Annotated in this window: 32 protein-coding genes and 1 riboswitch; of the genes, 24 read left to right on the top strand and 8 right to left on the bottom strand. The window is 43.2% G+C overall.

The genetic code is table 11. The annotated features are described in order from the left end of the window. The first annotated feature begins 5 nt into the window (after nt 1-5). From comGC to NSU16_RS12205, 6 genes are all read left to right on the top strand, one after another. Nucleotides 6-302, top strand: a complete 297-nt coding sequence (gene comGC, locus NSU16_RS12230) for a competence type IV pilus major pilin ComGC (protein ID WP_168748235.1) — start codon at nt 6-8, stop codon at nt 300-302. Then, complete coding sequence (gene comGD, locus NSU16_RS12225; RefSeq protein WP_168748234.1) at nt 292-723, top strand: competence type IV pilus minor pilin ComGD; 432 nt, start codon at nt 292-294, stop codon at nt 721-723. Before comGC ends, comGD begins: the two co-directional genes overlap by 11 nt. Next, nucleotides 707-1054, top strand: coding sequence for a competence type IV pilus minor pilin ComGE (gene comGE / locus NSU16_RS12220; RefSeq protein ID WP_168748233.1), 348 nt, complete (start codon nt 707-709; stop codon nt 1052-1054). The genes comGD and comGE overlap by 17 nt, the downstream gene beginning before the upstream one ends. Before the next feature lie 25 nt (nt 1055-1079). Then, on the top strand, nt 1080-1463 hold the full coding sequence (comGF, locus tag NSU16_RS12215; RefSeq protein WP_026014740.1) for a competence type IV pilus minor pilin ComGF: 384 nt from the start codon (nt 1080-1082) through the stop codon (nt 1461-1463). Further along, entirely contained in the window at nt 1464-1838 is a 375-nt protein-coding gene (comGG, locus tag NSU16_RS12210; RefSeq protein WP_286058321.1) for a competence type IV pilus minor pilin ComGG, read from the top strand. Between the two features lie 71 nt (nt 1839-1909). Beyond that, nucleotides 1910-2089 carry a YqzE family protein gene (locus NSU16_RS12205; RefSeq protein ID WP_003236949.1) on the top strand — a complete coding sequence of 60 codons (180 nt, stop codon included), beginning with the start codon at nt 1910-1912 and terminating at the stop codon, nt 2087-2089. A 42-nt stretch (nt 2090-2131) separates the two neighbouring features. Here NSU16_RS12205 and NSU16_RS12200 read toward each other — a convergent pair whose 3' ends face one another. Then, the gene (locus NSU16_RS12200; protein ID WP_168748230.1) at nt 2132-2455 is read right to left on the bottom strand and encodes a YqzG/YhdC family protein; all 324 of its coding nucleotides are present in this window, start codon (nt 2453-2455) and stop codon (nt 2132-2134) included. Between the two features lie 276 nt (nt 2456-2731). Here NSU16_RS12200 and tapA point away from each other — a divergent pair, with 276 nt between their 5' ends. From tapA to tasA, 3 genes are all read left to right on the top strand, one after another. Next, entirely contained in the window at nt 2732-3493 is a 762-nt protein-coding gene (gene tapA / locus NSU16_RS12195) for an amyloid fiber anchoring/assembly protein TapA (RefSeq protein WP_339190983.1), read from the top strand. Continuing rightward, the gene (locus tag NSU16_RS12190; RefSeq protein WP_339190980.1) at nt 3465-4049 is read left to right on the top strand and encodes a signal peptidase I; all 585 of its coding nucleotides are present in this window, start codon (nt 3465-3467) and stop codon (nt 4047-4049) included. Before tapA ends, NSU16_RS12190 begins: the two co-directional genes overlap by 29 nt. Nucleotides 4050-4113: 64 nt before the next feature. After that, nucleotides 4114-4899, top strand: coding sequence for a biofilm matrix protein TasA (gene tasA / locus NSU16_RS12185; RefSeq protein ID WP_168748227.1), 786 nt, complete (start codon nt 4114-4116; stop codon nt 4897-4899). Nucleotides 4900-4986: 87 nt separating this feature from the next. On the opposite strand, the gene sinR is transcribed toward tasA, so the two are convergent. The 4 genes from sinR to NSU16_RS12165 form a co-directional block, all read right to left on the bottom strand. Then, nucleotides 4987-5322: a transcriptional regulator SinR gene (sinR, locus tag NSU16_RS12180; RefSeq protein ID WP_003226345.1), complete on the bottom strand. Its 336-nt coding sequence runs from the start codon at nt 5320-5322 to the stop codon at nt 4987-4989. Between the two features lie 33 nt (nt 5323-5355). Further along, nucleotides 5356-5529, bottom strand: coding sequence for an anti-repressor SinI family protein (locus NSU16_RS12175; RefSeq protein WP_339190978.1), 174 nt, complete (start codon nt 5527-5529; stop codon nt 5356-5358). Nucleotides 5530-5708: 179 nt separating this feature from the next. Further along, nucleotides 5709-6503 (bottom strand): YqhG family protein, encoded by a 795-nt coding sequence (locus NSU16_RS12170; RefSeq protein ID WP_339190975.1) that lies wholly within the window; start codon nt 6501-6503, stop codon nt 5709-5711. A gap of 20 nt (nt 6504-6523) precedes the next feature. Next, nucleotides 6524-8197, bottom strand: coding sequence for an SNF2-related protein (locus tag NSU16_RS12165; RefSeq protein ID WP_268504993.1), 1674 nt, complete (start codon nt 8195-8197; stop codon nt 6524-6526). Nucleotides 8198-8364: 167 nt separating this feature from the next. Further along, nucleotides 8365-8466: riboswitch (glycine riboswitch) on the top strand. Between the two features lie 173 nt (nt 8467-8639). On the opposite strand from NSU16_RS12165, the gene gcvT reads away from it, so the two are divergent. From gcvT to gcvPB, 3 genes are read left to right on the top strand one after another with little or no spacing between them, the layout of a single operon-like run. Then, a complete protein-coding gene (gene gcvT, locus NSU16_RS12160) occupies nt 8640-9728 on the top strand; it encodes a glycine cleavage system aminomethyltransferase GcvT (RefSeq protein ID WP_339190972.1) in 1089 nt (362 codons plus the stop codon). Nucleotides 9729-9755: 27 nt separating this feature from the next. Then, a complete protein-coding gene (gene gcvPA / locus NSU16_RS12155) occupies nt 9756-11102 on the top strand; it encodes an aminomethyl-transferring glycine dehydrogenase subunit GcvPA (RefSeq protein WP_326333972.1) in 1347 nt (448 codons plus the stop codon). Beyond that, nucleotides 11095-12576, top strand: a complete 1482-nt coding sequence (gcvPB, locus tag NSU16_RS12150; RefSeq protein ID WP_168748222.1) for an aminomethyl-transferring glycine dehydrogenase subunit GcvPB — start codon at nt 11095-11097, stop codon at nt 12574-12576. The genes gcvPA and gcvPB overlap by 8 nt, the downstream gene beginning before the upstream one ends. A 33-nt stretch (nt 12577-12609) precedes the next feature. Here the strand turns inward: gcvPB and NSU16_RS12145 are convergent, their stop codons facing one another. After that, the gene (locus NSU16_RS12145; RefSeq protein WP_010334910.1) at nt 12610-12990 is read right to left on the bottom strand and encodes a rhodanese-like domain-containing protein; all 381 of its coding nucleotides are present in this window, start codon (nt 12988-12990) and stop codon (nt 12610-12612) included. Between the two features lie 188 nt (nt 12991-13178). On the opposite strand from NSU16_RS12145, the gene lipM reads away from it, so the two are divergent. From lipM to NSU16_RS12130, 3 genes are all read left to right on the top strand, one after another. After that, nucleotides 13179-14015: an octanoyltransferase LipM gene (lipM, locus tag NSU16_RS12140; RefSeq protein WP_326191109.1), complete on the top strand. Its 837-nt coding sequence runs from the start codon at nt 13179-13181 to the stop codon at nt 14013-14015. Nucleotides 14016-14115: 100 nt separating this feature from the next. Continuing rightward, a complete protein-coding gene (gene mntR / locus NSU16_RS12135) occupies nt 14116-14544 on the top strand; it encodes a transcriptional regulator MntR (RefSeq protein WP_010334908.1) in 429 nt (142 codons plus the stop codon). Between the two features lie 126 nt (nt 14545-14670). Further along, complete coding sequence (locus NSU16_RS12130) at nt 14671-15546, top strand: patatin-like phospholipase family protein (RefSeq protein WP_268449570.1); 876 nt, start codon at nt 14671-14673, stop codon at nt 15544-15546. Here the strand turns inward: NSU16_RS12130 and NSU16_RS12125 are convergent. Continuing rightward, nucleotides 15543-15938 (bottom strand): SA1362 family protein, encoded by a 396-nt coding sequence (locus NSU16_RS12125; RefSeq protein ID WP_010334906.1) that lies wholly within the window; start codon nt 15936-15938, stop codon nt 15543-15545. The genes NSU16_RS12130 and NSU16_RS12125 overlap by 4 nt on opposite strands. A 39-nt stretch (nt 15939-15977) precedes the next feature. Continuing rightward, nucleotides 15978-16931, bottom strand: a complete 954-nt coding sequence (locus NSU16_RS12120; protein WP_168748220.1) for a DUF1385 domain-containing protein — start codon at nt 16929-16931, stop codon at nt 15978-15980. A 230-nt stretch (nt 16932-17161) separates the two neighbouring features. Between NSU16_RS12120 and NSU16_RS12115 the strand changes: the two genes are divergently transcribed. The 9 genes from NSU16_RS12115 (at nt 17162) to spoIIIAD (ending at nt 22439) form a co-directional block, all read left to right on the top strand. Then, entirely contained in the window at nt 17162-17695 is a 534-nt protein-coding gene (locus NSU16_RS12115) for a YqhR family membrane protein (protein ID WP_168748219.1), read from the top strand. An 87-nt stretch (nt 17696-17782) separates the two neighbouring features. Continuing rightward, the gene (gene aroQ, locus NSU16_RS12110) at nt 17783-18223 is read left to right on the top strand and encodes a type II 3-dehydroquinate dehydratase (protein WP_010334903.1); all 441 of its coding nucleotides are present in this window, start codon (nt 17783-17785) and stop codon (nt 18221-18223) included. Between the two features lie 2 nt (nt 18224-18225). Beyond that, nucleotides 18226-19287, top strand: coding sequence for an aminopeptidase PapA (gene papA / locus NSU16_RS12105; RefSeq protein WP_286058325.1), 1062 nt, complete (start codon nt 18226-18228; stop codon nt 19285-19287). 24 nt (nt 19288-19311) lie between these two features. Continuing rightward, on the top strand, nt 19312-19869 hold the full coding sequence (efp, locus tag NSU16_RS12100; protein WP_024122022.1) for an elongation factor P: 558 nt from the start codon (nt 19312-19314) through the stop codon (nt 19867-19869). 143 nt (nt 19870-20012) lie between these two features. Continuing rightward, nucleotides 20013-20294, top strand: a complete 282-nt coding sequence (locus NSU16_RS12095) for a YqhV family protein (RefSeq protein WP_010334901.1) — start codon at nt 20013-20015, stop codon at nt 20292-20294. Nucleotides 20295-20369: 75 nt separating this feature from the next. Then, nucleotides 20370-21293, top strand: coding sequence for a stage III sporulation protein AA (gene spoIIIAA, locus NSU16_RS12090; RefSeq protein ID WP_268449563.1), 924 nt, complete (start codon nt 20370-20372; stop codon nt 21291-21293). Further along, nucleotides 21287-21802, top strand: a complete 516-nt coding sequence (gene spoIIIAB, locus NSU16_RS12085; protein ID WP_024122020.1) for a stage III sporulation protein SpoIIIAB — start codon at nt 21287-21289, stop codon at nt 21800-21802. The genes spoIIIAA and spoIIIAB overlap by 7 nt, the downstream gene beginning before the upstream one ends. Nucleotides 21803-21824: 22 nt before the next feature. Continuing rightward, nucleotides 21825-22031 carry a stage III sporulation protein AC gene (spoIIIAC, locus tag NSU16_RS12080; protein WP_003153142.1) on the top strand — a complete coding sequence of 69 codons (207 nt, stop codon included), beginning with the start codon at nt 21825-21827 and terminating at the stop codon, nt 22029-22031. Nucleotides 22032-22037: 6 nt separating this feature from the next. Continuing rightward, nucleotides 22038-22439 carry a stage III sporulation protein AD gene (spoIIIAD, locus tag NSU16_RS12075; protein WP_010334898.1) on the top strand — a complete coding sequence of 134 codons (402 nt, stop codon included), beginning with the start codon at nt 22038-22040 and terminating at the stop codon, nt 22437-22439. Nucleotides 22440-22449: the final 10 nt, after the last annotated feature.

The raw sequence follows: 22449 nt of genomic DNA, 5'->3' as shown, positions 1-22449 counted from the left end.
GGCTGATGAATGAGAAAGGGTTTACACTTGTGGAGATGCTAATCGTGCTCTTTATTATTTCTATTTTGCTATTGATCACCATACCGAATGTAACAAAACATAATCAAACCATTCAGAAAAAAGGCTGTGAAGGCCTGCAAAACATGATGAAGGCGCAGGTAACAGCATATGAACTCGATCATGACGGGAAGACACCAAGCCTCGGCGATTTACAGGCAGAAGGCTATGTAAAAAAGGATGCGGTTTGTCCAAATGGAAAGCAAATTATCATTACCGGCGGGGAGGTTAAGGTTGAACATTAAATTAAAAGGAGAAGCTGGCTTCACCCTTTTAGAAAGCCTGCTTGTTTTAAGTCTCGCCTCTATTATGCTGATTGCGGTGTTTACCACGCTTCCTCCTGTTTATGAAAATACAGCTTTACGGCAGACAGTATCACAGTTGAAAAACGATATTTTACTTGCGCAGCAGACTGCAATTTCCAATCATCAAAGAACAAAAATTCTTTTTCAAGAGAAAAAATATCAAGTAATCATAGGTGACACTGTTATAGACCGTATTTATGATAATGGTCTTTTAGCAGAATCACTGACTTTAAAAGACCGATTGGAATTTAATGAGAAAGGGCACCCGAATATAGGCGGAAAAATACGTATAAAAGGGCATGCCGCCTATGACATAACAGTTTATTTAGGGAGCGGAAGAGTCAATGTGGAGAGAAAATAAAGGCTTTTCTACAATTGAAACAATGTCTGCCCTTAGCATATGGCTGTTTATGCTTCTGACAATTGTGCCGATGTGGGATAAGCTGATAGCTGATGAACATATAGCGGACTCCAGAGAAATTGGTTATCAGCTTGTTAATGAAAGCATAGGCCAATATATGCTGACAGGGGCAGGAAATTCATCAAAGACTGTTTCAATGAACAATAACAAATACTCGATGACATGGGAGGAGGAGGGAGAATATCAAAACGTATGTATCTCATCAGACGCCTATAAAGATAAGCCATTTTGCCTCAGCATTTTGCGGACAGACTGGCTATACGCTTCTTAATGTACTATTTTCGCTTTCTGCTTATTTGCTCATATCAGGATCGTTAGCGATGTTCTTTCATCTATTTTTGGCACGTCAACAGGAGAATGAGGGCTTCATGCAGCGAGAATGGATCATTTCGGTAGAGCAGATCATGAATGAGTGCAAGCAGTCGCAGACTGTGCAGACAGCTGAGCATGGCAGCGTCTTAATCTGCAGAAATCTGTCTGGGCAAGAGGTCCGTTTTGAAATCTACCATTCAATGATCAGGAAAAGAGTAGACGGGAAAGGGCATGTTCCGATTCTTGGCCATATTAAAACAATGAAAGCAGAGGTTAGAAAAGGGATGCTTTGGCTGAAAGTCAAGAGTGAGAATGATAAAGAGTATCAAACCGCTGTTCCGGTATATACGTCATTAGGTGGTGGGTGAATGCACTGCTCAAAAGGGTTTATCTATCCAGCCGTTCTTTTTACATTTGCCCTTGTGATGCTGGTTGTGAATTTCACCGCCTCTCAATTTGTTTCCCGCCATATGTTTGAGAAGGAAACAAAAGAGTATTATACAGGAGAAAATCTGCTGCAAAATGGTGCGCTTCTATCCATCAGGCATATTCTTGAGCACAGACAAGGCCAAAAGGGTTCACAGCAGCTTCCATATGGACAGGTTTCTTATGACATTCACGAAACAACCATAAAAGAACAGCAAGAAATCACCCTCAAAGCCATCACAGAGTCGGGAACAGAAAAAAGCGCCAAGCTGCTGTTCGATCAAAATCAGAAAAAACTGCTGAGCTGGACAGAATAAACCAGGGGGATGTGTATAAAAAAAGTCGTGTGAGCCAACACTTCATAATAACTGAATGATGAGGTGATCACGTGAAAACGAATGATTATGTCAAATATATGACTCAGCAATTTGTAAAATATATAGACACTCCGAAAGATGAGCGAAAAGAACGAAAAGAGGTTCGAAAAGAAACAAAAACGCCGGCTTCTCAGCATTGGTTTGGAATTTTACCTTATGGTTTTAGGCTATGGCTGAAAAGAAAAAAATAAATTGCACCAATATAACGAACAAGGTCCTTCACATGGAGGACCTTATTGATATTCTTCTAAAATTGCAATTTTATTCACCTTTTGACTATAAGGATCGAATGAAATTGTGACAAACACGCCGAATTCCTTTGAGCCTTCTCTCAGGGTTAAATGATATTGCTTCACAGCTTCGTCTTTCCTTTTGCGGTCCCAAACTTTTTGTTTAACCAGTACCTGTGCGAGGGGGTACCTTTTTTTTGCTTCTTTTACAGCAAGCTCTTCCCATTTTGACATGTGGCGGGCGGTTACAAGCGGCCCTTCTTCTGCTTGAGCGGCAGCGGTGCTGAAACCTAGAAGAGACAGACAAATTACACATTGTTTGATCATAAGCCGTCACCCTTTCTTTGTTGTTTATTATTGCCAAATGTTAACCTGATATGCGTTTAATTTCTCACATAACAATCCCAAAAAATTCAAAAAACTTAAAAATGTGAGCAATATTGAGTAAGGCTATGCAATATGATGAAAACATTCTCTTAAACGAACGAAATGGCGGATTTTGGTGTTTTTCAATCCATCAATCGTTGATTATACTCAATTTGTGCAGTTCTTAAAAGAGAACGATTATCACATCTAGTTATAGTGTTTTACAGGAGGTAAGGTATGTTTCGATTGTTCCGCAATCAGCATAAGGCTAAGACGAAACTGAGATTGCTGCTTGTTTTTCAGCTTTCAGCGATATTCAGTCTGACAGCCGCGATATGCTTACAATTTACCGGAGATACAAGCGCTGCTTTTCATGATATTGAAAACTTGGATGTCTCGCTTCAAACGTGTGAGAACTTTCAACATACAGATAAAAACTGTCATTATGATAAACGGTGGGACCAAAGTGATTTACACGTGGTGAATCAAACAGATACAAAAGGTACTGTCTGTTCACCTGTCAGTCTATTTGCCGAGCTGGAAAACAGAGGCGAGAAACTTAAGAAATCGAAATGGAAGTGGGAGCTTCATAAACTGGCAAACACCAGCAAACCGCTAAAAGAGGGGAACGTAATAGATAAAGGATACGTTTCCAACCAAATAGGCGAATCACTTTACAAAATTGAAACAAAGAAAAAAGTGAAACCTGGCATTTATGCGTTTAAAGTATATAAACCGGCCGGCTATCCGGCGGACGGCAGCAGGTCTGAGTGGTCTGAACCAATGACAATTGGGAAGTGTGACGAAAAACCGACAGCACCGAAAAAGGAAAGTCAGCAGGCTGCGAAAACTCAGCACAATCAAGCAGAAAGTGACAGAAAAGAAGAAGCAGATAAAGAAAAAACAGCTGACAAAGACGTAACTGAAGACAAAGAAAATCAACAAGTTCAGAAGGAAAGCGGGGAAGAGGATGAAAAAAGCATTAAAGCTGATCAGTAATATCCTTTACGTTATCATCTTTACTCTGATTATTGTGCTAACGCTTGTTGTCATATCAACACGTTCATCCGGGGGAGAGCCGGCAGTATTCGGATACACGCTGAAATCAGTACTGTCTGGCTCAATGGACCCTGAATTTAAAACGGGCTCATTAATTCTCGTGAAAGAAATCACAGATGTGAAAAAGCTCCAAAAGGGAGACGTAATCACATTTATGCAGGATGCAGACACTGCGGTAACCCATAGAATTATTGATATTACAAAGCAAGGCGATCATTTGTTATTCCAAACAAAAGGGGATAATAATGCTGCAGCGGATTCTGCGCCTGTGTCGAATGAGAATGTCCGCGCGCAATATACAGGTTTTCAGCTTCCTTATGCCGGCTACATGCTTCATTTTGCCAGTCAGCCGATCGGCACTGCTATTTTACTGATTGTTCCAGGTATTATGCTGCTGATCTACTCCTTTGTGACAATCAGCAGTGCGATTAGAGAGATTGAAAGAAAGACGAAAGCCTTGGAAACAGAGACAAAGGACAATACGATGTCCACTTAACATCAGTTGTAAACCTGGCAACAGGTTTCGATAATATAATCATTCAATAAAAGGGGAGTTTACCATGGGTATGAAAAAGAAATTAAGTTTAGGAGTTGCATCAGCAGCACTAGGATTAGCATTAGTAGGAGGAGGAACATGGGCAGCATTTAACGATATTAAATCAACAGATGCTACTTTTGCATCTGGTACGCTTGACTTAGCAGCTAAAGAAAATTCTGCAAGTGTCAACTTATCAAATCTAAAGCCGGGAGACAAATTGACGAAAGATTTCCAATTTGAAAATAACGGCTCACTTGCGATCAAAGAGGTATTAATGGCCCTGAATTATGGGGAATTTAAAGCAAATGGCGGAAGTAATACATCTCCAGAAGATTTTCTCAGCCAGTTTGAGGTTACATTATTGACAGTCGGCAAAGAGGGAGGCAACGGCTATCCGAAAAACATCATTTTGGATGATGCCAACCTCAAAGACTTATATTTAATGTCCTCTAAGAATGATGCTACGGCGACTGAAAAAATTAAAAAACAAATTGATCCTAAATTCTTAAACGCAAGCGGAAAAGTCAATATAGCGACAATTGACGGTAAAACCGCTCCTGAATATGATGGTGTTCCAAAAACACCAACCGATTTTGACCAGGTTAAAATGGAAATTCAATTTAAAGACGATAAAACAAAAGATGAAAAGGGACAAATGGTTCAAAATAAATATCAAGGCAACTCTTTACAGCTTCAATTCTCATTCGAAGCTACACAGTGGAATGGCTTGACAATCAAAAAGGAACATACTGATAAAGACGGTTACATTAAAGAAAATGAAAAAGCGCATAGCGAGGATAAACATTAATAGAAAAAAGAGGTGGCTCAGTACATGCGTACTGAGCCATTCCTTATGTTCATTGACAAAAGAGGAGTAAGTGCCTCTGCTCAGACACTACTCCTCTTTTTGAGATTTTCTCCATTTTTGATAATCTAAAAATTCACGAAATTGTTTTTTCGATACCCCAGATGTCATTGCATCGCGAACCAATTTCTCCCATTCACTATCTAATTGACCATCGTATTCGGTTTCATGTTTTTCATCGAGCAAAGTATGAACCGAGACGTCCAGAACAGCGGAGACTTTTTCGAGAAATTGAATGGAGGGGTTCGTTTGTAGATTTCGTTCTATTGAGCTTAAATAAGACTTCGCTACCCCAGCTTTTTCTGCTAGTTCTGATAGTGAGTAGCCTTTTTCTTTACGGTATTGTTTAATACGCTGGCCAATCAATGTCATCACCTTCCTTGTGATATTATAGCACATTCAGAAAGGATTTACGGTATGACTTCTGGCTGCCGGACCAGGATAAGCAGACTTTTTGTTTAAAAGTAAATATTTGCGTATTTCCTCAGGGCTGATATTTGCTTCTCTGGCTTCCAGCATTAATTCAACCCATTCTTGATCCAATTCGAAGTGCTCTTGTTTTGCATTTTTCATGCAGTTTCTCCTCCTAAAATACTTGTTTATGTATTTCAGCCAGTCCGGCCATGATGTACGCCTTCTGTGATCTCTGGAAGTCATTTGCCAATTGTATAGCCAGAATTTTTTTCCAATATACCTTTATTATAATAGCATTTTCCCAAAAAAAACGAGAACGATGTCGAATATGAAAAAAGTTAGCTCGAAATATTATTTTGCAGAAAAAATAATCCGCCATTCTCGATCTGAACTGATATCTTTGGTTGATACAAGGCTTTTAACGCCTGTTTTTCAAGGTGGTACTCTTCTGGTTTTTCTTCTGCATGCTCATAAAACTGATCAAGCAATTTCATATCGTTTTGCCACCTGTTTACCGCCTGCTCTGCCCAGTCTGACGGTTCTTGCATAGCGGCCTGGGTAATATAGCTCTCCATCCGCTTAAGACCGCTTTCGGGTTTAATCATAGGCGATATGGTGAAACAATAGTCACATATTTGTGATGTCAATGAAAGCTGTATGAGCTTGCTTTGAAAATCTTCAATCATGGTTCCAGAGACAAGGTGAAGACCTAGTGACAATAGCTTATCCTTTTTCATGTCGGACTGGTATGAAATCATGACATTTATACCAAGCCAAGGCTGAAGCGGAATTTTCGCTCCGGCTGATTCAATTTTCTCATACATTCTGGTAAATCTCCCATTTTGTTTAACAGCTTTAAATATTTGAAATAGACGTGGCGCCCCGAAATAAATAAATTCGCCCTCTAGGTCTTTTGGAGCAGTCTCTTTATCTGTAATGAACGTTATTTTCATCGGATTCGGGTCACCCCCGGTCTTCTCGCGCCAGTGCCAGTAAAAAGGCCGATTCATGATCTGTTTGTCCATTTCAACGGTAAGCTGCACCGTCATGTAACCGGGGCCTTGGTCGATGATCGGACAGCTGTTTGCCTGGAAAAAACGAAGCAGAAATTGATGAACCTCTTGCTGTCTCACTTGTAAAACCTCCTTTTCGGCTAAGATCCTCTTTTTTCAGCGGGCTGCTGTTTTTTATATGACAAAAATGAGGTTAAGTTGTCCATTTTAATTTTCATTTCTTCTTCGGTTGCCGAATGGTACAAAATATCATGCAGGTGCTCTTCAAAATTGTTGACTTGAATTTTTGTTAAAATGTCATCAAGCTCGCCGACCACTTTTTCAAATAAATGAATTTTTTCATATAAAAGCTTTAAAATATGCTCTTCCACTGTATGTTTGGTAGCCATGTTATAAATATGAACATCACGCTCCTGCCCGAGCCTGTGGATTCTTCCGATTCTTTGTTCAAGCCGCATCGGATTCCATGGCAGGTCATAGTTAATCATGTGATTGCAAAACTGCAGGTTGATCCCTTCGCCGCCTGCTTCAGTTGCAATCAGCACTTGAATCTTCCCGCGGAAAAGATCCTTCATCCAGTCTTTTTTTCCGCGTTTAAATCCGCCTCTGAACGGCACAGAGCTAATGCCGTGTTGCTGAAGAAACCACTGCAGATAAATTTGAGTGGCACGGTATTCTGTAAAAATAATGACTTTATCGTCTATCTTTTTAATCAGATCAACGACTTGATTGGCTTTCGAATTTTGCGTCACTTGATTGATGCGGTCCATTAATATAGAAATGGTGTGTTCATCAATGGCTGGTGCCTGTTTTTCTTTTTGGTCGAGCATTTTTTTCAGTGTCATGTACACAGCTTCCCTGCTTGAACAGCATTCTCTTTGGAGTGTCATAATGGAGAACATGCTGGCCGGTTTGTTAATGCTTTCTTTCAGACGGGAAATTTCATCGTAAAGCGCCTGCTCTGATGGAGAAAATTCAATCGGCACTGTTTCGACGCGGCGCTGCTTCCAATTCAGCCCGGTGTCATGTCGCCTGTTGCGAATCATGACTTTATTCACTAGGTCTTTTAAATGATCATGCGCTTCTAAGCTGGATTTCTTTTTAGAAAACATTTCTTGAAAGTGATTCTGATTGCCTAAATGACCAGGCTTTAATAAGGAAACCAAATTGAAAATTTCTTCAACACGGTTTTGGATTGGCGTCGCGGTCAGCAGGAGGCAGTATTTTTTTACAAGATTCCGGACAAATTCATAGTTCTTGGTTTTACTATTTTTCAGCTTGTGGGCCTCATCAATAATGACGAGATCATATGGGATTGACAGCACAATTTCCCGGTGGGGCGAGCGCTTTGCAGTATCGATGGAGGACACGACGATATCGCACTGCTCCCACACATAGCTTTTCTTTTGCTCAACAGCCGGGATCAAAAATTTTTCCTGAAGCTCATTTACCCACTGCGAAACAAGAGAAGCTGGCACAAGGATCAGAATTTTTTTGGCTAACCCGCGAATCATATATTCTTTTAGAATCAGTCCAGCCTCAACAGTTTTGCCGAGCCCCACTTCATCTGCTAAAATCGCTTTTCCGTTCATTTTTTCAACGACCTTCTGCGCAACCTCAAGCTGATGGGGAAGCGGCGTAAAGGAAGGGAGATATAATGGGGCCCGCAAGCCTTCAAATTCAGGAATTGCCAATGTTTCCTGAATTTCTGATGAAAGCTTGTACAGCTCCCAGTTTGACCACGGACCGTCGTTATTCAGTCTATCGGCAAATTCTTCAGGCCATTTTGTATCATATGTTATTTCTGCATTCATTGCTGTGAAACCGCCTTTCATATTCTTCAATTTTAAAATGTACAATATTAGAAAAATCCGCCCAAATTGCTGTTGCCCCGCATATAGTGATGATGGTAGGATATGAGTATGTATTTGATGTAAGATATTGCTATAGTATGTCCATAACAGCATGAAAATATGAGCGAATGACAGCAAGGGGAGAGACCTGACCGAGAAAACCGGGATACAGGCGCCGAAGGAGCAAGCTGCGGAGTGAATCTCTCAGGCAAAAGAACTCTTGCTCGACGCAACTCTGGAGAGTGTTTGTGTGAAATGCGCAAGCCACCAAAGGGGACGTCTTTGCTATTGCAAAGTAAACTTTCAGGTGCCAGGACAGAGAACCTTCATTTAATATGAGGTGTTTCTCTGTCCTTTTTTGTATGTGCTTTTAGCTGCGCCGTTGAAAAAGGGGAGGAATTTGATGCTGAAAAGAACGCCGTTATTTGAATTGTATAAGGAATATGGAGGGAAGACGATTGATTTTGGAGGCTGGGAGCTTCCCGTTCAATTTTCTTCTATCAAAAAAGAGCACGAGGCTGTCCGAACAGCAGCCGGGCTGTTTGATGTATCTCATATGGGTGAAGTCGAAATCAAGGGGAATGACAGTCTGTCTTTTTTACAAAAGCTGATGACAAATGATGTATCCGCGTTAAAAACCGGCCGTGCGCAATATACCGCGATGTGCTACCCGGATGGCGGCACCGTTGATGATTTACTCATCTATCAAAAATCTGAAAACCGCTATTTGCTTGTCATAAATGCTTCTAATATAGATAAAGATCTTGCTTGGCTCAAAGAACACGCAGCAGGAGATGTCCAGATTGACAATTTGTCAGATCAGATCGCGCTTCTGGCCGTGCAGGGTCCGAAAGCAGTAACAATCTTGAAACATATGACAGCTGCAGATGTGTCTGCTTTAAAACCATTTGCATTTATTGATGAAGCTGATATCAGCGGCTGCAAAGCACTGATTTCGCGCACCGGCTATACGGGTGAAGACGGGTTTGAAATTTACTGCCGCGCTGATGACGCCGTCCGAATTTGGAAACAAATCATTGAAGCAGGTGAAGAACACGGGCTTGTGCCATGCGGTCTAGGCGCACGTGATACACTCAGATTTGAAGCGAAGCTCCCGCTCTATGGCCAGGAGCTGACTCGGGACATCACGCCGGTTGAAGCAGGTATAGGCTTTGCCGTAAAACACAAAAAAGAGTCTGATTTTTTCGGTAAGTCTGTATTGAGTGAACAGAAAGAAAATGGAGCGAAACGAAAGCTCGTCGGTCTTGAAATGATTGAAAAAGGAATACCGAGACACGGATATGAAGTGTTTCAAAGCGGCAAGTCCGTCGGAAAGGTAACCACAGGCACCCAGTCACCGACATTGGGGAAAAACGTCGGCCTTGCCTTGGTAGATGCTGAAGCGAGTGAGATCGGAACTGTTGTAGAAGTGGAGATTCGCAAAAAATTAGTAAAAGCAAAGATAGTTAAAACACCTTTTTATAAACGCTAAAATTTTTCTTTGGAGAGGGGTCAACACATGAAGCACCGCTATTTGCCCGCGACAGAAAAGGATAAACAGGAAATGCTTGATGCCATCGGCGCAAACACGATCGATGATTTATTCGCTGATATACCCGAGGACGTCAGATTTAAAAAAGAGTATCAAATCAAAAAGGCAAAATCAGAAACGGAATTAACAAAAGAACTGACAAAGCTGGCATCTAAAAACTGTGATACCGTTCAATACGCATCTTTCTTAGGCGCCGGTGTATATGATCATTATCAGCCGATTATTGTGGATCATGTCATTTCAAGGTCTGAGTTTTATACAGCATATACGCCATATCAGCCGGAAATTTCTCAAGGGGAGCTTCAGGCAATTTTCGAGTTTCAAACGATGATTTGTGAATTAACAGGAATGGATATCAGCAACTCTTCTATGTATGATGGCGGAACAGCCTTGGCGGAAGCTGCGATGCTTGCCTCCGGACATACGAAAAAGAAAAAAATCGTGGTGTCCACAACCGTGCACCCTGAATCGAGAGAAGTGCTGAAAACCTATGCAAAAGGACAATATATTGAAGTTGTTGAAGTCCCTGCTGCCAATGGAGTGACTGATCTTGATGCTTTACGTGAAACTGTTTGTGACGATACGGCAGCAGTCATTGTGCAGTACCCAAACTTTTTTGGGCGGGTTGAGCCGTTGAAGGATATTGAGCCGATCGCTCATCAGGGGAAATCCATGTTTATTGTCTCAGCCAATCCGCTTGCATTGGGACTTCTGACCCCGCCGGGCGCTTTTCAGGCTGATATTGTGGTTGGCGACGCACAGCCATTTGGGATTCCTTCAGCATACGGCGGACCCCATTGTGGATTTTTTGCCGTCACGAAAAAATTAATGAGAAAGGTGCCGGGCCGCCTCGTCGGACAAACGGAGGATGAAAACGGAAAAAGAGGTTTTGTGCTTACCTTGCAAGCCAGAGAGCAGCATATTCGCAGGGATAAGGCGACCTCAAACATCTGCTCGAACCAGGCATTAAACGCACTGGCCGCTTCCGTCGCCATGACGGCTCTCGGGAAAAACGGCGTAAAAGAAATCGCCCGCCAAAATCTCTTCAAAGCCAATTATGCTAAGCAAGAAGCGAAAAAAGCGGGGCTCACCGTAATGTTTGATGGGCCGATGTTTAACGAATTCGTCATCAAACTTGATGAACCTGTGAAATCGGTAAACCAAAGATTGCTGACAAATGGGATCATCGGTGGCTACGATTTGGGTCTGACGTATCCGGAGCTTGACCGCCATATGCTTATTGCCGTAACAGAGCTGAGAACAAAAGAAGAAATTGACGCACTCATTCAGGAATTGGGGGATCGCCATGAATAATCAGGATCAGGCACTTATTTTTGAGCTTTCAAGAGAAGGCCGTGTCGGCTACAGTCTGCCGGAGCTTGACGTACCGGAAATGAAAGTGGAGGACCTCTTGTCAGACAGCTATATCCGTGATGAGGACGCAGAGCTGCCGGAGGTTTCTGAGCTGGATATTATGCGGCATTACACAGCGTTGTCCAGACGGAACCACGGGGTTGATTCGGGCTTTTATCCGCTCGGTTCCTGTACAATGAAATACAATCCGAAATTGAATGAAAAAATCGCGCGGATTCCCGGTTTTGCCGCGATTCATCCTCTTCAGGACGAAGACACAGTGCAAGGCGCTTTGGAGCTTTTATATGACTTAAGCAAGCACCTCGAAGAAATTACCGGAATGGATGAGGTCACGCTTCAGCCCGCGGCGGGTGCGCATGGTGAATGGACGGGACTGATGATGATCCGCGCTTATCATGAGGCGCGCGGAGATATGAAACGGACAAAGGTCATTGTCCCCGATTCAGCTCATGGGACAAATCCTGCTTCTGCAACAGTTGCCGGTTTTGAAACGGTTACGGTGAAATCGAATGAAAACGGACTTGTTGATTTAGAGGATTTAAAAAGAGCGGTGAATGAAGAAACCGCAGCTCTTATGCTGACGAATCCGAATACACTCGGATTATTTGAGGAGCAGATCACTGAGATGGCGGAGATCGTTCACCAAGCCGGAGGAAAGCTGTATTATGACGGTGCTAATTTAAATGCCGTGTTGAGTAAAGCGAGACCCGGTGATATGGGATTTGATGTGGTGCATCTTAATTTGCATAAAACCTTCACAGGGCCTCACGGCGGAGGCGGTCCGGGTTCAGGTCCGGTTGGCGTAAAAGAAGATCTGATTCCTTACCTGCCAAAACCCGTTTTAATCAAAAAAGAAGGCCGGTTTACTTTTGATTATGACCGCCCTCATGCGATCGGCCGTGTTAAGCCTTACTACGGCAACTTCGGCATCAATGTCAGAGCGTATACGTATATCCGTTCTATGGGCCCAGACGGGTTAAAAGCCGTTACTGAAAACGCGGTGCTGAACGCCAACTATATGATGAGAAAGCTTGCCCCTTATTACGATCTGCCGTTTGACCGCCATTGTAAGCACGAATTTGTTTTGTCAGGGAAACGCCAGAAAAAGCTTGGTGTGCGCACGCTGGATATTGCAAAACGGCTGCTCGATTTTGGGTATCATCCGCCTACGATTTATTTCCCGCTTAATGTTGAGGAATGCATCATGATTGAGCCGACAGAGACAGAATCCAAGGAAACGCTGGATGCGTTTATTGATGCTATGATCCAAATTGCGAAAGAAGCAGAGGAAACTCCGGAGCTCGTACAGGAGGCACCGCATACAACAATCGTCAAAAGAATGGATGAAACAAAAGCAGCCAGGCAGCCTGTACTCAGATATGAGAAAAATGTAAGCAGTGAACTTGTAAATTAAAAAACAGCTGTCTGATATCAGACAGCTGTTTTTTTAATTTTTGGCTTTAATTTTTCCGCCCCATTTTTTAAAGCCGCCCTTAAGATTATAAATCTCAGTGCAGCCGTTTTTGCGCAGGGTTTGTGCCGCGCGTCCGCTGCGGACACTGTTCTGGCAGTACAGATAGACAGGCTTGTCCGGACGGATTTCATTTTTTCTCTGTTTCAGCTGAGAAAGCGGGATGTTACGGGCGCCTAAAATATGTCCGCCATCAAATTCATTCGGTTCACGAACGTCGATAAGCTGCGCTTTGCGGTAACCCGCGCGGAATTCTTCTTCCGTAAGTGTTTTCATAATTCGCTGCTGATAGACATATGAAGCAATCATATAGACGATAAACGCAGCAAAAATAATTAAAACGATCATATTAGACAATGTGATTCTACTCCTTTAACGTATAAAATCAAAACCCTGCTTCTTTAAACAAGGCATAGAGACGTTTTCGACAAATACTATTATAGTAAAGCACGGCGCGATTGTCATCCATAATGGAATTAAAATATTTTCATTTTCCCGGCAGTTTGTTAAACTGATTCTATTAAAACGGTAAGGAAGGTCTCAAAATGGAAAAAGAAACTTGGCGGTTTATAGACTCAGGAAATGCAAGCCCGGCTTTCAATATGGCGCTTGATGAAGCGCTTTTATATTGGCACAGTGAGAAGAAAATTCCTCCGGTCATCCGTTTTTACGGCTGGAATCCGGCGACACTTTCTGTGGGATATTTTCAAAATATTAAAAAGGAAATCAATTTTGAAGCAGTACATAAGTATAATCTTGGATTTGTCAGACGCCCGACCGGAGGAAGAGGGGTGCTCCACGATCAGGAATTGACATACAGTGTAATCGTTTCTGAGGATCATCCGGAAATGCCGGCGACTGTAACCGAGGCATATCGGGTTATTTCGGAAGGCATACTTCAAGGCTTTAGAAATCTTGGTCTGGACGCTTATTTTGCCATTCCGAGAACCGAAAAAGAAAAAGAAAGCTTAAAGAACCCGAGGTCATCCGTTTGTTTTGATGCGCCGTCCTGGTATGAGCTCGTTGTCGAGGGACGTAAGGTGGCCGGAAGCGCGCAAACGAGACAAAAAGGCGTCATCCTTCAGCACGGATCCATTCTGCTTGATTTGGATGAGGATAAGCTGTTCGATCTATTTTTGTATCCGAGTGAAAGAGTCAGAGAGCGGATGCAGCGCAATTTTAAAAATAAAGCGGTTGCGATTAATGAACTCACCGATCACCAGGTGACGATGGACGATGCACGCAAGGCTTTTAAATCCGGATTTGAAAAAGGATTGAATATTCACTTGGAGCCATACGAACTTTCTCAGGAAGAACTTGATTTTGTTCAGAACTTGGCAGAAACAAAATATGCTTCTGATGAATGGAATTATAAGCGGTAAAAAGGGCTTTTGGGCCTGCAGAGCATCCTTGTTTTTTCAAGTTCATTAGTGTAAACTTGTAATGATTTATAAAGTTAAGGTGCTTTTTGGGAGGGTTTCGATGACGACACCAAGTATGGAAGATTACATTGAACAGATTTATATGCTGATTGAAGAAAAAGGATATGCAAGGGTTTCTGATATCGCGGAAGCATTGGCAGTCCATCCCTCCTCTGTAACAAAAATGGTTCAAAAACTAGATAAAGACGAATATTTAATTTATGAAAAATATCGCGGTCTCGTGCTAACGTCTAAAGGAAAGAAAATAGGCAAACGGCTAGTATACAGACATGAATTGCTTGAGCAGTTTTTAAGAATCATTGGTGTTGATGAAGAGAAAATATATAACGATGTTGAAGGAATTGAGCATCATTTAAGCTGGAACAGCATTGATCGCATCGGTGATCTTGTTCAATATTTTGAAGAAGACGATGCGCGTAAAAAAGAGCTAAAATCAATTCAAAAGAAAACAGAACATCATAATCAGTAAAAAGGCGGGTCTCAAAGGAGGCCGCCTTTTTTTGATGAAATGCGCCCTGCTTCATTCATTGGTCTATTTCTTCGTGTTTTTTCTTAAAATGATAGTAAACCATCGGATGGAGGGGGAGGGTATGGGATGTATATTGACGGTGTGTTTTCTGGCGGAGGGGTAAAAGGCGTGGCGCTTGCCGGCGCGTATGAAGCGCTTGAAGAGAAAGGTTTCCGCTTTGCACGGCTTGCCGGCACAAGCGCCGGCGCCGTTATTGCCGCTTTTATTGCATCAGGTTATTCAAGTAAGGAAATTCACGCTTTGATTGAAGAAGCGGACGGAGAGAGCCTGCTGGACCAGCGATACTCATTTCTCCCCTTAAAAATGCTTCAATGGGCGTCCATTTATTGGCGTCTAGGCTTGTTTAAAGGAGACATGTTAGAAAAGTGGATTGCTGACCTTTTAAGAGTGAAAGGCGTGCGGGTTTTTGGCGATTTGAAAAAAGGCTCTTTGCGTCTCATCGCTTCGGATCTGACTAACGGCACAATGATCGTGCTGCCCGACGACTTGGTCCGCTACGGGTTAAATCCGGATATGTTTCCGGTTGCCAGAGCGGTAAGAATGAGCTGCAGCATTCCCTATTTTTTTGAACCAATAAAATTAAAAACAGATACAGGAATCGCCACAGTTGTGGATGGGGGCGTTTTAAGCAATTTTCCCATATGGCTGTTTTCCAAGGAAAGAAAACGACCTGTCATCGGGGTGACGCTAGCGCCGAATGAAAGGGAACGGCCGAAAAAAAATATCCGGAACGCTTTTGAACTGTTTGGCGCACTGTTTGAAACGATGAAGGATGCGCATGACGCAAGACACATCGCGTCACGCTATGAGCAAAATATCATTTTTCTTCCGGTTGACAACGTGATGGCAACCGAATTTCATTTAACACAACAAAAAAAACTAGCCCTGATTGAGCTAGGTAAAAGTCGGACAGAGCAGTTTTTAAAGCAGTGGACCTATTAAAAAAGCGCTCTGTTTTTCTTTTTATTTTTTTTCCCTTCTATGACAGTCAGCTGCGTCTGGCTTTTTTTCTTGAGAATCATCGGCTTAGGCTTGCTGGCGCTAGGAACGCTTCGCAGGTGGCTCACCCGTCCCTTATGCCCGGCGCGGTGCTTTGCTTTTTGTTCTTTCAGCCGGCGCCGCGATTGTTTGGCCGCTTTTTTAAAAGCCGCTCCTTCACTGCCAGTATTTCGATTCATTACATATTTCACAATAAAATAAATAATGATACCTGCCAGGATGACGGTTATCGCCATTTTGGCCATTTCTCCGGGATTGGTTACCAGCACATAGAGAAAACCGAACGCTCCCAGCGCAATTAATACAGCAATAATAGGTTGTACACGATGATTCATAACTGTCCACCTCCGAAAGTAATAGCAGGGCAACGGATATTAGATGACGTTGTGAGAAGGCTGCTTTTTTTGTTCAGATCTTTCTTCGAGTCTGAGAAGCTCGTTAAAGCTTTCGATTGCAACTTCAACTTGGTCATCCTTAGGTTCTTTAGTCGTTAACAGCTGAAGCCAGAGGCCCGGGTATCCGAGACATTTCAAACCGGGAATATCACGCACTTTATTTGTCAGCTGCAGAACTTCAAAGGAAATCCCAAGGACAACCGGTATGAGCGCGACGCGATCTATAACACGCAACCAAAGCGGATCTGTCGGAACAAGCAAGTATACAAACATACCGACAATAATGGTAAATAAAATAAAGCTGGACCCGCAGCGGTAATGAAGCCGTGATTGATTTTGAACGTTCTCTACAGTAATTGGCAAATTCTGTTCATAACAGTTTATGACCTTATGTTCGGCTCCATGATATTGAAACACTCTTTTAATCAGCGGTGTCATGGATAAAAAATAAATATAACCGAGCAGCAAAATCAATTTGAACAGACTTTCAACTGCGATTTGCGCTGTATCCGATGGAAAAACCGGTCTTGTCAGTTCAGCTAAGAAAACAGGAACCAATGTAAATACGAATTTACTGAACAAAAAGGATAAGACGCCGATCACTGCGAGGCTGAGATACATTGACAGTCCCGAGGATTTTTTTTCTTCCTTAAGCGTCTCGTCCTCAGACGGATCAAGTCCGTAGCGTTCACTCGAAAAATTCAAATGCTTTGTGCCGTTAGCGCTCGCTTCAATAATAGCTGCGATCCCTCTTATAAATGGTATTTTTTTTACCATGTTCAGCTTCGGATTGTGTTTCCGGGGAAGCTTGAAGAAATCAATGCTTCCGTCTGTTCTTCTGATGGCCGTAACGTAATGGTGTTTTCCGCCAAACATAACGCCTTCCACAACCGCCTGCCCGCCGTAAGCGGGCGGGATTTTATGTTTTGACATATTCATCAACCTGCCTATTTCTTTAGGATTGCTAACCATTTCCTTTCACTCTATTGTACAGGAAACAGCGCTAAACCTCTAGATTGACAGGCTCAAAATTTGCCAGCGCCTAGCTTTTTCTACATGCAGTATACCCGTTATTTTCAAATTTTACTCGCTTCTGTCAAAATGTGTGAGCTTTTTTATTGACATTTCATTTTTTGGGCACACTTTAACAAGGAGGTGCCGTAATGACAAGTGAAAAAAATACAGATCAAAACGAACAAACAATAGAGGATCAGGGACCGCCTGTGCCAATGGGCGGCAGGGTAGCGGCGACGGGTTTTTGCGGAGGCGTATTATGGAGTTTCGTCGGTTATATCGCCTACTTATTTCATTTTTCGGAAATCAGCCCTAATATGATATTGCAGCCGTTCGTGCTCGGAGAGTGGAAAAAACATGGTTTAGGAACGATTATCAGCATCATTGTGATTGGCATCATTTCGATTGGCGGGGCGTTTCTTTATTATCTTCTCTTGAAACGCTTGAAAACGATGTGGCCTGGTATTTTATACGGCTTGCTGCTTTGGCTGCTCGTGTTTTTTGTGTTTAACCCGATTTTCCAGGATGTGCGTGCCGTAACTGAATTGAAATCAGATACGATTATTACAACGATTTGCATCTATCTGCTTTACGGGCTGTTTGTCGGCTATTCCATTTCATTTGAATACAATGAGCTGAACTCGGAAAAGCTGGCACGTGCGCTGGGAACACAGAGAGAATAGTGTATTATCCTTTTCTGTTATGATAAAATGTTCACGAGAAGTGAACATTTTTTACATGAGAAACCCTAGCGAAAAGGAGAGAGCCGTGTGCCTCATTTTTTGATTTTGAACGGCCCGAATGTCAATCGGCTGGGGAAGCGTGAGCCGGATGTATTTGGGCGTCACACCCTGACAGATATTGAAACAGATCTTTTTCAATTTGCTGAAGCCTTACATATTCAGCTTACTTTCTTCCAGTCTAATCATGAAGGCGATTTGATAGACGCCATACACGAGGCTGAGGAACAATATGACGGAATTGTTTTGAACCCGGGCGCGCTGAGCCATTACAGCTATGCAATCAGGGATGCTGTTTCAAGCATCAGTCTTCCTGTGGTAGAGGTGCATTTATCAAACTTATACGCCAGAGAAGAATTCAGGCATCAGTCAGTGATCGCTCCTGTTGCGAAAGGGCAGATTGTCGGCCTTGGATCTGAAGGCTACAAGCTTGCTGTTCGCTATTTATTAAGCCAGCAAGGGGGAGAATAAAGATGAAACTTGAGAAATTAAGAAACTTGTTCGAACAGCTGGGGATAGACGGAATGCTGATTACAAGCAGCATCAATTTACGCTATATGACCGGTTTTACAGGGTCAGCGGGCTTAGCTGTCATATCCGGGGACAGGGCTGCGTTTATTACGGATTTCCGTTATACGGAGCAGGCGAAGGTTCAGGTAAAGGGCTTTGAAATCATCGAGCACGGCGGCAGCCTGATTCAAACAACTGCCGACACAATTGAAAAATTCGGCATCAAACGCCTCGGTTTTGAACAAAACAGTATGACCTACGGTACATACGCGTCATATAATGCGGTTATCAGTGAGGCTGAATTAGTGCCTGTGGCTGAATCCGTGGAAAAGTTGCGCTTGATTAAGTCTAATGAAGAGATTAAGATATTAGAGGAAGCTGCGAAGATTGCAGATGATGCTTTCAGCCATATCTTGACGTTTATGAAACCCGGCATTTCTGAAATAGCTGTTGCCAATGAATTGGAATTTTATATGAGAAGCCAAGGAGCGGACAGCTCTTCTTTTGATATGATTGTCGCCTCAGGCCTTCGGTCAAGCCTTCCCCATGGGGTGGCGAGTGACAAACTGATTGAAAGCGGGGATCTTGTTACGCTGGATTTTGGCGCTTACTATAAAGGATATTGTTCTGACATTACCCGTACGGTCGCTGTAGGCCAGCCAAGTGATCAATTGAAAGAAATTTATCAGGTCGTATTTGATGCTCAGGCACGTGGCGTCGAACATATTAAGCCGGGCATGACAGGCAAAGAGGCTGATGCCCTGACAAGGGATCATATCGCTGCAAAAGGCTACGGTGAGTACTTCGGCCATTCAACCGGGCATGGGCTCGGCATGGAAGTTCATGAGTCGCCGGGGCTGTCCGTCAGATCTTCAGCTATCCTTGAACCGGGCATGGTGGTTACAGTGGAGCCGGGCATTTACATACCAGAAACAGGCGGTGTCCGAATTGAAGATGACATCGTGATTACAGAAAACGGCAACCGGACAATTACCCATTCCCCAAAAGAACTCATTATTTTGTGATTGGAATATAGGAGGACATTAAACATGATTTCAGTAAACGATTTCCGTACAGGATTAACAATTGAAGTGGATGGCGGCATTTGGCGCGTTGTTGACTTCCAGCACGTAAAACCGGGTAAAGGCGCGGCATTTGTTCGTTCTAAACTTCGCAACCTGCGTACCGGCGCGATTCAGGAAAAAACATTCCGTGCTGGTGAAAAAGTGGCAAAAGCGCAAATCGAAACAAAAACAATGCAATACTTATATGCGAACGGAGACCAGCACGTGTTCATGGATACAAGTTCTTATGAACAGCTTGAACTGAGTGAAACTCAAATTGAAGAGGAATTAAAATATCTGCTTGAAAATATGTCTGTACACATCATGATGTACCAAGATGAAACACTCGGTATCGAACTACCGAACACGGTTGAGCTGAAAGTGGTAGAGACTGAACCTGGCATTAAAGGTGATACGGCATCAGGCGGTACAAAACCTGCGAAAACCGAAACTGGTCTTGTTGTAAACGTGCCGTTCTTTGTCAATGAAGGCGACACACTTGTAGTCAACACATCAGATGGTTCTTACGTTTCAAGAGCGTAAGGAGAAAAAAGAGGCCTGTTCCCAATTGGGAGCAGGCTTTTTTTGTACGCAAAAACAGAATCTTTCTTTTATACGAAAATGGCAAGACTACTTCCGCAAGCTAGAGCATATCATATAAAAAAATGGGAGGTTGGGAGAGTGCTATGAAATTTTTTCTTGGAAATATCAATTCTACTGTTTTGACGATGGCCGGATTGCGAGTTTTATCCTCCATGATTGAGCTGACGGCCGCGATTGTGATGCTTGTGACAAATGATGTCCGCAAAGCCGTTGTGGTCAACAGCATACTTGCTATTGTCGGTCCGCTGATTTTTATCATTACCATGACTGTGGGAATCTACCAAATTGCCGGGCAGCTGTCATACGCAAAGCTGATCTTGATTTTTACGGGTGTCGTATTGATTTTAGCGGGTGTCCATAAATAAAGAGAGGCTTGTCATAAAGTCTGCCTCACATCATACATTTTAAAGAAGCCGATCGGTAGAAAGGAGGAGACTCTGTTGAATGAAATTGCTGACGTTCTCCCTGAATCCATGAAAAACGCCCTTTCTGAAATACCGGAACATCAATGGCTGGAAATCGAAGAAATCAGAATTCGGGTTAACCGCCCTGTTGAACTGATACGAAAAGGACAACCTCTTTTTTTGTCCTATGCGGGAACGGCCGAGGATGCCCATCTGATCCTCAGCCGGCTGAGCAATTATAGTATGTATACGCTCGAAGAAGAGCTGAAGAAAGGGTATGTCACCATTAGGGGCGGTCACAGAGTCGGACTTGCAGGCAGAGTCATTACAGAAAACGGAGGAGTGAAGGGTCTCCGTGACATTGCGTCTTTTAATATACGAATTGCCCGGCAAAAGCTCGGAATTGCAGAGCCGCTGCTGCCTTATCTGCATCAAAACGGCTGGTTGAATACATTGATTATCGGTCCGCCGCAAACCGGTAAAACAACCCTGCTTCGGGATCTTGCCAGACTTGCGAGCAGCGGCAAGAACCGCATTGCGCCCGTAAAGACTGGCATCGTCGATGAACGCTCAGAAATTGCCGGGTGCCTGCGCGGCATTCCGCAGCATCAATTCGGACAGAGAATTGACGTATTAGATGCCTGTCCGAAGGCAGAGGGGCTGATGATGATGATCCGGTCCATGAGTCCCGAGGTGATAATTGTCGATGAAATCGGAAGAGCGGAGGATACAGACGCACTTCTCGAGGCGCTGCATGCCGGTGTTTCGGTCATCGTATCCGCGCATGGCTGGAGTATTTCTGATCTAATGAAGCGGCCTTCATTAAAGCGTCTGTGGGAAGAAAAAGCCTTTGACCGCTATTTGGAATTATCCAGAACGAAGGGGCCGGGCACGATAAGCCGTATTTATGACAAAGACGGAAACGTGCTTTCGGGAACGAGGGACGTGAAGACATGCTGAAGCTGTTAGGCGCAGTATTCATAGTAGCTGCGACAACATGGACAGGTTTCGAGACGGCGAAAATTTATACAGAACGGCCGAGGCAAATCCGTCAGCTGCGTGCGGCGCTACAATCCCTTGAGGCAGAAATCATGTACGGCCATACACCGCTTCATACTGCTTCGCAGCAGATCGCAAAACAGCTTGCGCAGCCAGTTTCGGCTCTATTTCTCAGTTTTAGCGAACAGCTGGAAAAAGGCAGTGATTCCGCTAAAACGGCATGGGAGCAAAGCTTAAAGAAAGTGTGGGACAACATGTCACTGAAAAAAGCTGAATATGATGTGCTGAAACAATTCGGCGAGACGCTTGGGATTCACGATCGAATCTCACAGCAAAAACATATCAAGCTGGCACTTACACACTTAGAGGCCTCGGAAGCGGATGCTGAGCAGGCACAAGCGAAAAATGAAAAGATGATAAAAAGTTTAGGCTTTTTAGCGGGCTTGTTACTCATTCTTCTATTGATGTAAACGTGAGGGGAGCAAAAATAAAATGGGAGTAGACGTGAATGTCATTTTTCAAATCGCCGGAGTGGGAATCGTGGTCGCGTTTTTACACACGATTTTGGATCAGATGGGAAAAAAAGAGTACGCCCAGTGGGTGACGCTGTTAGGTTTTATCTATATTTTATTTATGGTCGCCACCATTGTGGATGACCTCTTTAAAAAGATAAAAGCTGTGTTTTTATTTCAAGGATAGGGGGGCTTGCAGATTGACATTGTTCAAATTGTAGGTTTAGGGCTGATCGCCACCTTCCTTTCTTTGATCGTGAAAGAACAAAAGCCGACATTTGCCTTTTTAATTATCGTATTTGCCGGATGTGTTATTTTTCTTTATCTGGTAGATCAAATCTACGACATTATCAGAATGATTGAAAAAATAGCCGTTAACGCCAATGTCAACATGGTATATGTTGAAACGATTTTAAAGATTATCGGAATCGCCTATATTGCTGAATTCGGGGCGCAGCTCACCAAGGATGCCGGTCAAGGAGCCATTGCCTCGAAAATAGAATTGGCGGGAAAAATTCTGATTCTCGTTATGGCTGTTCCTATTTTAACCGTGATTATTGAAACGATTCTCGGACTTATACCTTCCATGTCATAACCGAAAGGAG

Origin of the sequence: Bacillus sp. FSL K6-1003 (assembly GCF_037964945.1) — a bacterium.
GTDB classification, from domain to species: domain Bacteria; phylum Bacillota; class Bacilli; order Bacillales; family Bacillaceae; genus Bacillus; species Bacillus mojavensis.
The sequence above is the reverse complement of the archived record's forward strand: the minus strand, read 5'-3'. Positions and strand labels throughout refer to the sequence as shown.